The 12,019-nt window shown below is 66.4% G+C and carries 11 protein-coding genes; 2 read left to right on the forward strand and 9 right to left on the reverse strand.

Features of this window, described 5'->3' with window-relative positions; genetic code table 11:
* Positions 1-67: 67 nt before the first annotated feature.
* Both FIV34_RS09610 and FIV34_RS09615 read right to left on the reverse strand, forming a co-directional pair.
* A complete protein-coding gene (locus FIV34_RS09610) occupies positions 68-1,096 on the reverse strand; it encodes an alpha/beta fold hydrolase (RefSeq protein WP_139982015.1) in 1,029 nt (342 codons plus the stop codon).
* A gap of 12 nt (positions 1,097-1,108) precedes the next feature.
* Positions 1,109-2,353 (reverse strand): DUF1444 domain-containing protein, encoded by a 1,245-nt coding sequence (locus FIV34_RS09615; RefSeq protein WP_139982018.1) that lies wholly within the window; start codon positions 2,351-2,353, stop codon positions 1,109-1,111.
* Positions 2,354-2,515: 162 nt separating this feature from the next.
* Here FIV34_RS09615 and FIV34_RS09620 point away from each other — a divergent pair, with 162 nt between their 5' ends.
* Positions 2,516-3,148, forward strand: a complete 633-nt coding sequence (locus FIV34_RS09620) for a phosphatase PAP2 family protein (protein ID WP_139982021.1) — start codon at positions 2,516-2,518, stop codon at positions 3,146-3,148.
* Between the two features lie 116 nt (positions 3,149-3,264).
* Positions 3,265-3,888 (forward strand): hypothetical protein, encoded by a 624-nt coding sequence (locus tag FIV34_RS09625; protein ID WP_139982024.1) that lies wholly within the window; start codon positions 3,265-3,267, stop codon positions 3,886-3,888.
* A 6-nt stretch (positions 3,889-3,894) separates the two neighbouring features.
* Here FIV34_RS09625 and FIV34_RS09630 read toward each other — a convergent pair whose 3' ends face one another.
* From FIV34_RS09630 to FIV34_RS09660, 7 genes are all read right to left on the reverse strand, one after another.
* Entirely contained in the window at positions 3,895-4,356 is a 462-nt protein-coding gene (locus tag FIV34_RS09630) for a YaiI/YqxD family protein (RefSeq protein ID WP_139982027.1), read from the reverse strand.
* A gap of 138 nt (positions 4,357-4,494) precedes the next feature.
* Positions 4,495-5,505 (reverse strand): cytochrome d ubiquinol oxidase subunit II, encoded by a 1,011-nt coding sequence (gene cydB / locus FIV34_RS09635; protein ID WP_139982031.1) that lies wholly within the window; start codon positions 5,503-5,505, stop codon positions 4,495-4,497.
* Between the two features lie 5 nt (positions 5,506-5,510).
* Positions 5,511-6,923, reverse strand: a complete 1,413-nt coding sequence (locus FIV34_RS09640) for a cytochrome ubiquinol oxidase subunit I (RefSeq protein WP_139985835.1) — start codon at positions 6,921-6,923, stop codon at positions 5,511-5,513.
* Positions 6,923-7,912, reverse strand: a complete 990-nt coding sequence (locus FIV34_RS09645) for an XdhC family protein (protein WP_139982034.1) — start codon at positions 7,910-7,912, stop codon at positions 6,923-6,925. The genes FIV34_RS09640 and FIV34_RS09645 overlap by 1 nt, the downstream gene beginning before the upstream one ends.
* Position 7,913: 1 nt before the next feature.
* Positions 7,914-9,212, reverse strand: a complete 1,299-nt coding sequence (locus tag FIV34_RS09650; RefSeq protein WP_139982037.1) for a c-type cytochrome — start codon at positions 9,210-9,212, stop codon at positions 7,914-7,916.
* Complete coding sequence (locus FIV34_RS09655) at positions 9,209-11,473, reverse strand: xanthine dehydrogenase family protein molybdopterin-binding subunit (protein ID WP_139982039.1); 2,265 nt, start codon at positions 11,471-11,473, stop codon at positions 9,209-9,211. Before FIV34_RS09655 ends, FIV34_RS09650 begins: the two co-directional genes overlap by 4 nt.
* Entirely contained in the window at positions 11,470-11,964 is a 495-nt protein-coding gene (locus FIV34_RS09660; RefSeq protein WP_139982043.1) for a (2Fe-2S)-binding protein, read from the reverse strand. The genes FIV34_RS09655 and FIV34_RS09660 overlap by 4 nt, the downstream gene beginning before the upstream one ends.
* Positions 11,965-12,019: the final 55 nt, after the last annotated feature.

Here is a 12,019-nt window from a genome sequence, read left to right on the forward strand (position 1 = left end):
GAAGGATGGTGCAAGGGTCCGTCGGCCCTGTCTGTAAGCCAACTCCTAAAATGGCTTAGGAAATGCCTTACTCCGTGACCGTCGGCTGATCTTGTCGGTAGCTGACCTCGCCGCGCCGGACGGACTCAATGAGCGCAGTGACCTCACGAATCACCAGGTCTGGCCTGTCCACATGGACGTAGTGGTCGCTGCCTTTGGCGATGACACGCCGGCTCAGCGGTGACAGCCGCTTGCTCTCTTCCTGCATCTGGTTCCAGACAACCGAGTTTGCCTTTGCCACCTCGGGCGGCCAGTTGGATGGCATGGAGGCTGGATCGCGGGAAAAGACCAGGATGGGGAGGCGAGGGAACGGCCCCACGTGGACGGTTTCCTCGCCGGATTGACGCTCGGCATCGAGCTCCGCCTCGAGGGCATCAAACTGCGAAGGCGCACAGTTGTTCGCGCGGATGATCGCGGCGTAGGCCTCGAACCCCGGGGCGACGCTGTCGCAGTCGCCGTGCAGCCGGTACCAGCCCACCGTCATCAGGAACTTCTGCCACGGCATCTCGCGACGCTGCTGGTCCTGGATCGCGACCAGGCTTTTTGGTACGCGGTCATCCTGTAGGGGCGTCGCGCCATCGACGAAGACCAGCGCGGAGAGGTCGCCCTGGTAATGCTGGGCATAACTGCGCAGATAGAGGCCGGCGATGGAATGACCCATCAGGATGAAGGGCTTCTCGATGTCCGCTGCGCCGACCAGCGCATGCAGCTGCGCCGACAATGTATCAGCGTCATGGGCTCCGGGTGTCATGGCGCTCGATCCGAAGCCACTGCGGTCGTACGAACAAACCCGCGTCACTTTCGCGAGCGCCGGCTGCACTTTCAGCCAGGTCGTGAAGTCGTCGCCGAGACCCGTGTCGAGAACGAGGGTGGGTGAGCCTGTGCCCATGCACATCATGTGCATGTCATGACCATTCACCGCGTAGAGCTGGCCCGGGGTGTGGGCTTCGGCCTTCAGCTTGCGCACGGAAAGGGAGTTATAGGTGGCACCTGCCGCCAGCGCGAGCAATGTGAGAACGACGACCGTTCCGGCGAGCTTTGTGAGGATGCGTGCCATGGGCCTGGCGCTCTAGCTGGGTTGAATTTCACGGACTCGCGTCGCTTTCAGCTTCAGCGCTTCATACGTCGCATCGTCCGGGAAGCGGGTCACCAGATACCGGGGTGGGCTCAGATGATCATACGGCGTGGCCAGCTCAGGCATGTGCCGCATGGCATCCTCCCACGCAATGTCGAGCAGCTCGTTCCGCTGGTGGCAGAAGAGCCAGACGCTGTCGCAGTGTGGGAGCAAGGTCACGACATCGCGGGTCCACTGCGCGGAGCTGGTGATCTCGCCGGTGTCGGTTTGCTGTACGGCGCGATACGTCGCGACGAAGAGGTCGGTGCCTTCCTTCTCGTGGATTTTCTCCAGCAGCTTCTTCTGCTCCGCGTAGTTGCTGTCCAGCGCCCGGTAGCGGGACAAGGCGAGCCGTTGTGCGATGTCGGCCGGGAGGTTGGGACGGAACGGGCGCCATGTGCCGTCGCGCAGTACCAGCAGTTCGCTACTTAGCGGGCGGGTGTCGTTCTCGAGGATATCGGCGGCGAGGGCCGCGATCAGCGCAATGCCTTCGTCGTCCAGGCTGCCCGTCACGAACAGGTTGTTTCGCGACGGAATCGCTGCCACGGGTTCGCCATGCACCGCCAGGCGGTGGATCATGTCGGTGAGCAGCAGGCGCGATGCGTCGTAGACGTCGCTCCACGTCGAGGCCCAGACGCCGCCGTGGCGCTTCATGCCGGCGTCGGTGGTGCGGTCGCGCAGGTTGCTGATGGCCAGGGCGAAGGCCGCATCCGTGTCCAGGCCCGCGGCAAGCAGCGTGCCGGGGTTCACCGTCTTCGTCGCGTGCTCGGAATCGACCACCAGGGCGACCGAAAGATCATCGCTGAAAGGGCGCAGGCAAGGCATGCCATCGGGCTTTCCGACCCCGGACAGTCGGGAATTCAGGGTGACCCAGCTGAACATCGCCGTATCGCGGATGACGGGCATGAGGTTGGCGCGGACATCCTCCGGGCGCTCGTCGTCAAATCCGCCGGTCAGGCCGGCGAGGTATTTGTCGATGACGCCGTTGCGCTTGGCCCGGGGTGCCGCCAGCGTGTCCCGGTAGGCGTTGTGCAGGTTCATCATCATCGGCCGGCCATCGGCCAGCTCGAAGTGGATCTGGAACTCGCCGGCGTCGTAGCGGGCGGACTTCGGCTGGGCCAGGGCCTGGGCCCGTTTGATCACCAGCGCGGCGAAGTCGTCGGCCGAGAGCTTGCGCCGGAAGATATCGAGAAGGCCCATCGTCGATCCCTGAAGAGAGTCATGGAGGGGAAAACTAGCTGACGAGGCAGCTAGTTGCCAAGGGCAAAGCGGGATGCCCCAGATCAGGTGGTCGTAAGGTGGCCGCGCTTTAATGGCGTGGTTGACGGCCGGCCGTGAACGGCTCGAAGGGAAGGAGGGGTTATGCGACGCGCTTCCGTGTTCCTGGCGCTGGGCCTTGCCGTGTGCTGTCCGCTCACGGCGCATGCGGGCGGCGGCCCCTTTGGTATCGACCACCGGCTGAGTTACGACAACAGCGGTATCTGGAAGCGGTCCAATCAGAAAATCCTCCTGTACGGCACCCTTGCCACGGTGGGCCTAAGTGCGCTCGCCGAAGGCGACAGCACGGAGTACGGCGAAACCTCCTGGCGGGCCGTCGATTCGATCATCTTCACCAGCCTTGCCTCGACCGCCATGAAGTACACCTTTCGCCGGGAGCGCCCGTCGCGAACGGACGACCCCAACCAGTGGTTCAAGGGCGGTAGCCAGAACCACAGCTTCCCCAGCGGTGAAGTGGCGACCATCTCGGCAGCCGTCACCCCGTTCATCGTCCACTACGGCGAAGACCATCCCTGGGTCTACGCGCTGGCGGTGCTGCCGGCCTACGACGCGGTGGCCCGCATGAAAGTGCGAGGCCACTGGCAGAGCGACGTGCTGGTGGGCGCCGCGCTGGGTACGGGCATTGGCCTGTGGACTTCACGCCGCAGTGCCTCGCCCATCATCCTCAGCTGGCTCCCCGGCGGGTTCCGGATCGGCTTCGTGCACCACTTCCAGTAAGCGGCCACCCGGTAGTTCTACGGAACCCGGTGGTGGGAACTTACGCTCGCGCCCGGGCAGGCAGGGACGGACCATCGTGTGTGAACGCGATGTTCGCCCTTTCCCGGAGATGTCCCATGAGCCCCTTCCTTCGTCCGTCGGCCTGCCTGCTGGTCGCTGCCGTCACCCTGGCGCTGCCCATGGCCGCTTTCGCCCAGTCAGCGGCGCCGGCCGCCGCCTCGACGGTGCATGGCACCGCTTTCGAGCTGGACCGGCACGAAGAGACCGAATCGGCCACCGTGACCCATATCGACCGGCAGAGCCGCTTCGTCACCTTGCGCGGCACGAAGGGTGACGAGTTCACCATCGAGGCGGGCCCGGAGGTGCGCAACTTCGCTCAGCTCAGGGAGGGCGACGTGGTGACGATCACCTACCAGGCCGCGAGCGCGATCGAGATCCTTCCGGCGAACAGCGCCGAGCTCGGCGTCGAGAGCCAGGTGGATGCCGCGCGCACGCCGAAAGGGGCGCTGCCAGGCGGCGTGGTCGGCCAGTCCATCTCCGTGACCAGCAAGATCACAGCGATCGACCTCACCGCGCATACGGTGACCCTGGGCGGCCCCGACGGCAAACAACGCAAGGTCGAGGTGCATGACCCGGCGCGCCAGGCGCGCATGGCGCAGCTCAAGGTCGGTGACCTGGTGCGGATGACGTATGTGGAGGGCGTTGCCGTGGAGGTCACGCCCAAAGCCAAAGGCAAGTAACGCGGGCTATTTGCCCGTCTTGCGCCGGGCCAGCCATTTATCCAGCTCATTGGCGAAGTTCTGCCGGTCCCGCGGATGCATGGCGGCCGGGCCACCGGTATCCACGCCCGAGCCGCGCAGCTCTTCCATGAAGTTACGCATGGAAAGGCGCTGCGCGATGGTGTCCTTCGTATACATCTCGCCTCGCGGATGCAGGGCGAGTGCCCCTTTCTCGATAGCGAACGCGGCCAGCGGGATGTCCTGGGTGACGACGAGGTCGCCCGGCTGCACGCGGCGGACAATCTCGTCATCCGCCACGTCGAAGCCGCCGGGCACCTGGATGGAGCGAATGAACCGCGACGGCGGCGTGCGGATCCAGCTGTTGGCGACCAGCGTCACCTCCACCTGCTCACGCTCCGCGGCACGGAACAGGATGTCCTTGATGACGTTGGGGCAGGCGTCGGCGTCAACCCAGATGTTCGTTTGCATGGGGCGCACCTTGCCACAAGGCGGCTTACGGCGCGAGAAACGCCCGTATCACGCCCGCCACCGCGAGGACGACGGCCACGCCTGCCACGTAGAGGCCCACGAACCACGCCGCCTGGCGGCCGCGTGACAGCCCGGCCATCAGTGGTAGCCCTCGTCGCCGGCCTTCACCTTTCCGCGAAACACCCAGTACGCCACGCTGCTGTAGGTGAGGATGATCGGGATGATGATCAGCGCACCCACCAGCGTGAAGAGCTGGCTGGAATGCGGTGATGACGCCGCCCAGATATCCAGCGATGGCGGCACAATGTTCGGGAAGATGCTGATGATGAAGCCGGTGTAGCCAAGGAAGAGGATGGCCAGCGTGAGTAGGAAGGGCAGGTGATGCGAGCCGCGCCGCAAGGTCACGAAGATCCCCAGCAGGCATGCAAAGACGAGGACAGGCACGGGGAGGAAGTAAAGCAGGTTGGAGGCGTTGAACCAGCGTGCCGCGACGGCGGGCTGGCCCAGCACGGTCCACAGGCTCACGATGGCGACGGTAAGGCCCAGCAACAGGGCGAGCGGGCCCATCAGCCGGCGCATGCGCCGGTGCAGGTCGCCATCGGTCTTGATCATCAACCAGCCACAGCCCAGCGTGGCGTAGGTCACCATCAGGCCGAGGCCGGTGAACAGCTTGAAGGGAGAGAACCAGTCGAAGGGGCCGCCGGCGTACTGGCCGGTGCGCGTGATGGGAATGCCATCGAGCAGGGTGCCCAGGACCACGCCCTGCGCGAAGGCGGCGACGCCCGAGCCGAGCACGAAGGCGAGATCCCAAAGATGCTGCGTACGCCGCGCCTTCGCGCGGATTTCAAACGCGACGCCACGGAAGATCAGCCCACACAACATGGCGATGATCGGCAGGTACGTCGCAGGCAGCAGCACCGAATAAGCGATGGGGAACGCCGCATAAAGACAGGCGCCGCCGAGCACCATCCAGGTTTCGTTGCCGTCCCAGACCGGGGCCACGGTGTTGAGCATCACCTCGCGGTCGCCCGGGCCGTTGAACAGGGGAAACACCAGGCCGATGCCCAGGTCGAAGCCGTCCAGGGTCACGTAGAGGAACACGCCAAACGCGATGACGACGGCCCAGATCACGGGAAGATCGATAGTCATGGTCGTTACTCGTCGATGGCGTCGGTCGGGCGGGATAGCGGGCGATGGTCGAACCGGCCGCGGCCTGGGCCGGTATCGCCGGTCTCGATCTCCGCCTGCTCGTGCAGGTCCGGTCCCTTCGCCATGAGCTTGAGCATGTAGTAGATGCCCGTGCCGAAGACGACGGTGTAGACGAGGATGAAGATCATCAGCGAGGTACCGACCTGGTCCACGGTCACCGGGGACGCCGCATCCTGCGTGCGCAGCACGCCATACACCACCCAGGGCTGGCGGCCGGCCTCGGTCGTCACCCATCCCGCCAGCAGCGCGACGAGTCCGGACGGCCCCATCAGCAGCGCGAACCACTGGAACCAGCGCGCTTCGTAAAGCCGCTTGCCGCGCCGGAGGAGGACGCCGAGAAAAGCCAGCAACAGCATGAGCAGGCCCATGCCCACCATGATGCGGAAGCTCCAGAACACGATGGTGGAATTCGGGCGGTCTTCCGCCGGGAAACTCTTCAGCCCCTGGATCTCGCCATCCCACGTGTGCGTGAGCAGCAGGCTGCCCAGATGGGGGACTTTCACGGCGAAGTGCGTGGTCTCTTGCTTCATGTCGGGCCAGCCCACGAGGTTGAGCGAGGTGCCGCCGTGCTCGGTGTCCCACAGGCCTTCGATGGCGGCGATCTTCGCCGGCTGGTGTTCGCGGGTGTTCAGGCCGTGGGCGTCGCCAGCAAGAAGTTGCAGCGGGACAATGGCCGCCATCATCCACAACGCCATGGAGAAGGTTTTGCGCACGGCATCGTCGCGACGGCCGTGGAGCAGGTGCCATGCGCCGCACGCGCTGACGATCATCGCCGCCACGACGAACGCGGCCAGCGTCATGTGCACCAGGCGATAGGGGAACGACGGATTGAAGATGACGCGCAGCCAGTCGACGGGGACGATGCGGCCGTCGACGATTGCGTAGCCCTGCGGCGTCTGCATCCAGCTGTTCGACGAAAGGATCCAGAACGTCGAGATCAGGGTGCCGGTGGCGACCATGCATGTGGCGAAAAAGTGCGCGCGCGGCCCGACCTTGTTCCAGCCGAACAGCATGATCCCGAGGAATCCGGCTTCGAGGAAAAACGCCGTCATCACTTCGAAGGCCAGGAGGGGGCCGGTGATGGCGCCGGCCATCGCGGAAAAGCCCGACCAGTTCGTGCCGAACTCGTAGCTCAGTACCACCCCGGAGACCACGCCCATGCCGAAGCCCACGGCAAAGATCTTCGACCAGAACAGGAACAGGTCTTTGTAGACACGGTTGGCTGTCTTCAGCCACAGGCCTTCGAGCACGGCGAGAAACGACGCGAGCCCGATGCTGATGGCCGGGAAGACGATGTGGAACGAGACAGTGAAGGCAAACTGCCAGCGCGCCAGGAGCAGGGCCTCGGGGGAGACCATCACGGTGGCATCCCTCTCGCGGCCTGGGACACCTCGGCCAGGATGGACAGGGCGATGGTCTGCGGCGTCTGTGCACCGATGGCCAGGCCGGCAGGCATGTTAAGGCGGCGGAGGTCGTCGTCGTGGATACCGGCGCTACGCAGGCGGGTCAACCGTGCCGGGATCTTGTGGCGGCTGCCGAGGGCGCCCACCGCGAAGGCCGGTGACTGCAGCGCGCGCATCATCACCGCGTGGTCCACGTCGGCATCGTGGCTGAGCGTGTACACCGCGGTCCACGGATCCAGGGCGAGGTTGTCCAGTGCCACGCTTAGCGACCGGTTGTCGTAGCGTGCCAGGGTGAGGCCCGGTGGCAGCGTGGCGGGCCCGTGCGGCCGCAGCAGCGTCACCTCCACGCCGGCGTGCACCGCGAGCCTTGCGAGCGCCAGCGTGGCGGGGTCGGCGCCGACCACCACCAGCCGGATGGGCGGCTCATGGACACGAGCGTATTCCCGTTCCGTGGCGGCGTGGAAGCCGTTCTCGAGGCGCCATGCGCCGTCGGACCGGTCGGTGAAGACCGTGACGGCAAAGCGCCCGCGGCGCGCCATGGCAAGCGCATCGACATAGCGCGTGGCCGCGAACAGTTCCCGCGTGAACACGCCAATGCGGCCACCACACGTGAGCTGGATATCGATCACCGGGCTGCCGACGCCGTAGTCAAGCAGGCGGGGTCGCCCCTCGGCGAGGACGGCCAATGCCTCGGCGGCGACGGCCGCCTCCACGCAACCGCCGGAGACGTAACCGGCGATGCGACCGTCGGCGGCAATCACCATCTCGCTGCCGAGAGGGCGCGGCGAGGCGTTTTCCACGGACACGAGCGTGGCCAGTGCCACCGGACCGTCCGCGGCGAACGCCCGGATCGAGGGCAGCAGGTCGTCCAGCAGGGCGTATTCAGGCCATGCGGGCCACGCCTGCTCTGCGGATACGGTGACGGTTGACGGAGGTTGCGCCATGTCAGAGCGCCCGTCGCCGTGCGACTTCACTCGGCGTCACCCTGCCTTCCTTGCCACCGAAGTGGGCGATGACGTAATTCGCCAACGCCGCGACTTCCGCATCGCTATACGCGTGGCCGAACGCCGGCATGTACACGTCGTTGTCGGCAACGCGCATGTTCACGCCCGCGAGAATCGCCTGGGTGACATTGGCGCCGCTCGGGTCATTCACGCCGCGCGTGCCGGCCAGGCTGGCATAGCGGGTCTGCTGGCCACCGCCGTCCCATTGGTGGCAGCTTGCGCATGCCCCTTCGAACAGTTGTTGCCCCATTGCCGTCGCACTCGTGTCGCCACCCGGTGTCCAGGCGCCGGACGCTGCCACGGCCGCGGGCTTTGGATCCACGGTCACAGGGTCATGGCCTTCGCGTGCAGGCACCGTGCGCAGCCATGACACCAGCGCCGACGTATCCTCGGGCGTGAGGTACTGCAGGCTGTGCTCGACGGCTTCACCCATGGGGCCCGACGCGGAGGCATGGCCATCGGCGTGCCCGGTGCGGATGTATTGCGCCAGTGCCTCGTCCGACCATTGCCCGACGCCATGCGCGTGATCCGCCGTGATGTTATACGCACGCCATCCTTGCACCACTTCGCCAGCGAGAGCATTGCCTCGTTCCACCGCAAAGCCGATGTTGCGGGGCGTATGGCATTCGCCGCAGTGGCCCAGGGCGCCGGCCAGGTAGGCACCGGAGTTCCATGCAGGCGGGCGCGACGCGTCGGGCTCGAAGCGATGGCTGCGGAAGAAGGCCGCGTTCCAGAACGCCATGGCCCAGCGCTGGTTGAACGGGAAGCCGAGGTCGTTTTCGCGGTTGGCCTGGCGCACCTTGGGTTGCGCGAACAGCCACGCCTTGATCGCCAGCACATCGGACCGGCTCAGTTCGGTGTACGAGGTGTACGGGAACGCCGGGTACAGATGCTTGCCATCGTTACGGACACCCTCGCGCACGGCGCGGACGAACTGATCGTCCGTCCACGTGCCGATGCCGGTCTCGGGGTCGGCGGTGATGTTCGAGGAGTAGATCGTGCCGAAGGGCAACTTGAAGGCCATGCCACCCGCAAACGGCTTGCCACCCGGAACGGTATGGCACGCGGTGCAGTCCGCGGCACGGGCGAGGTATTCGCCGCGGGCGACGGGGTTGGCGCCGGAGGGCGCGCCGACGATGAGGGGTGCGGTGCCGTCGGTGCCGTCGGTGCGGGTCAGCCAGAAGAACGCCCCAACGCCGATGACGATCAGGATAAGGAGGGAGATGAAGAGGCGTTTCATGCCGCATCCTCCGCGCGTGGAGATACTTCGGCCACCTGTTTCAGGGCATCGGGCACCGAGAGCGCCGTGCGCGCCACGGGCAGCTCACGCAGGCGAATGCCGGTGGCGGCAAAGATGGCGTTGGCCAGCGCGGGCGCGGCGATCGCCGTGCCCACTTCACCGATACCGCCCGGCGCCTCACCGCTGTCGACGATGTGCACCTCGATCGGCGGCGTCTCATTGATGCGCAGGCTCCGGTAATCGTGGAAGTTGCTCTGCTGGATCGCGCCGTTTTTCAGGGTGATGCCATTGAAAAGGGCAGCGCTTAAGCCAAACACGATGCCGCCTTCCATCTGCGCCTGGATCGAACTCGGGTTGATCACGATGCCCGTGTCGATGGCGACGACGGCACGGCGCAGCTTGACGATGCCCTGCGGTGTGACCTCCACTTCGACGGCCAGGGATACATGGCTGCCAAAGGGCGACGCCACGGCGATGCCACGACCGCAGCGGGCAGGGAGGGGCGCACCCCAGCCGATCTTCGCGGCGGCGAGGTCAAGCACGCCCAGCGGACGTGAGCCGGGCGCCATCATCGCGCGGCGATACGCGAGCGGATCCTTGCCGGCGGCGTGCGCCAGCTCGTCCACGAAGCTCTCGATCACCCAGAGGTTGTGCGTGGGGCCAACGCCACGCCACCAGCCGACGATGAGGCCCGGCGGCATGTCGTGGCGTATCCATTCCACGAGGGAGTAGTCGATGACATAAGGTGTATCCGCGGCACACTCGATGGCATCGCTGTCCATGCCGTCCTTGCCCAGGGCGCCGGGCAGCCAGCGGCCGAGCACGGTGCCGCTGGTGATCCGCTGGTGCCAGGCCACGGGTTTGCCGTTCCCATCGAGCGTGGCGGAGATGCGGTCGAAGTAGAGCGGGCGCACGCGGTCGTGGCGGATATCCTCCTCGCGGCTCCAGATCACCTTCAACGGATACGCCACCTGCTTCGCAAACGCGATGGCCTGTTCGGCCTGGTCGGTTTCCAGGCGGCGCCCGAAGCCGCCGCCGAGGTACTGGTTGTGCACCGTGACGGCGTCCGCCGGAATACCGCAGATGCGTGCCGCCTCGGCCACCACCCTCGTGGGCACCTGGGTGCCTGTCCATACCTCGCACTTGCCGGGCGTGACATGCACGGTCGCGTTGAGCGGTTCCATCGGCGCATGCGCGAGCATGGGCGTGACGTATTCCGCGTCCACGCGCTTGCCACCGGAGGGTGCTTCGCCTTTGGGCTTGCGGCCGACGAGGGCAGGGCCGTTGGAAGAGCTCTGCTTCAGCGCGTCGATCAGCGTCGCCGTATCGAGGTTGGCGTTGACGCCTGGCGTCCAGGTGATGGCGAGCGCATCGAGACCCTTGTGCGCAGCCCAGTAGTTGTCGCCCACCACGGCCACCGCGTTGTCCAGCTTGAGCACGGCGACCACGCCGGGAATCGCTCGCGCGGCGCGATCGTCCACGGCGCCCAGCATGCCCGCCAGTTCCGGGCTGGTGCGTACCGCGGCGAACTTCATGCCGGGCACCTTCACGTCGATGCCGAACTGGGTGCTGCCGTTCACCTTATCGGGCGAGTCCACGCGACGCATGGGCTTGCCGATGAGGGTGAAGTCCTTGCGGTCCTTGAGTGTCACGGTGGCAGGTTGCGGGAGTTTGCCGGCGGCGGTGGCCACGGCACCGAAGCCGAGGGTGCGGCCGGACGCACCGTGCGTGATGACGCCGCGGGCAACGCTGCATTCGGAGGCCTGCACGCGCCACTGCGCGGCGGCCGCGGCGACGAGCATCTCGCGCGCGACGGCACCGGCTTCGCGCAGCACCTGCCACTGGCCGCGCGTGCTGGTCGAACCGCCGGTGATCTGGCCGCCGCCCAGGAGCGGCTGCCCGTAGAGGGCGTCGCTGGCCGGTGCGTGTTCGATGGTGATCTGGTCCATGCCGACGCCGAGTTCTTCGGCGAGCAACATGGCGATGCCGGTGTAGATGGCCTGGCCCATTTCCGCGGAGGGCATGGCCAGCCGCACCTTGCCGTCTTCGTCAATGCGTATGAATGCGTTGGGGGCGAACGCCGGATTGCCGTCGGCGGCCGCCACCGCGGCATCGGCGTCCTGGCGGCGGGCGGACATGGCGGCCATGGCGGGTCCGGCACCCGCCGTCCACAGGAAAGCGACGGCGAGGCCCGCGCCAGCGGCCTTCAGGGCCGTGCGGCGGCCTTCGTTGATGTGATCGTCAGGGCGTAGCGGTTTCATGCCGGTGTCCCGTCAACGATGACCTGCAGGCCAGCCGGTGTGCCCGTCGCTGCCTGGTGGATGGCCTCACGGATCCGCACGTACGTGCCGCACCGACATATATTGCCGCTCATAGCGGTGTCGATATCGGCATCGGTGGGGTTGGGCGTGCGGGCCAGCAAGGCCGCCGCGGACATGATCTGGCCCGACTGGCAGTAACCACACTGGACGACATCGAGGGCCAGCCAGGCCTGCTGCACCTTCGCACCCTCGGGCGTGGCACCGATGCCCTCGATGGTCGTGATGGCCTGGTTGCCCACCGCCGCGATGGGCAGCTGGCAGGAGCGGACGGGGCGGCCGTCGAGGTGCACCGTGCAGGCGCCGCACTGGGCTATGCCGCAGCCGAACTTGGTACCGGTCAGGCCGACGATGTCCCGGAGTGCCCACAACAGAGGCATATCGTCGGGAACGTCGACCTGGCGGTCTTCCCCGTTAACGCGCAGAACGATCATGGTAGTCCCCTCTGGCTTCCGCGGCCGGGCCGCAGGGCTGGTCACGCCATAGTTC

Origin of the sequence: Luteibacter pinisoli (genome assembly GCF_006385595.1) — a bacterium.
In the GTDB taxonomy this organism is placed as follows: Bacteria; Pseudomonadota; Gammaproteobacteria; order Xanthomonadales; family Rhodanobacteraceae; genus Luteibacter; species Luteibacter pinisoli.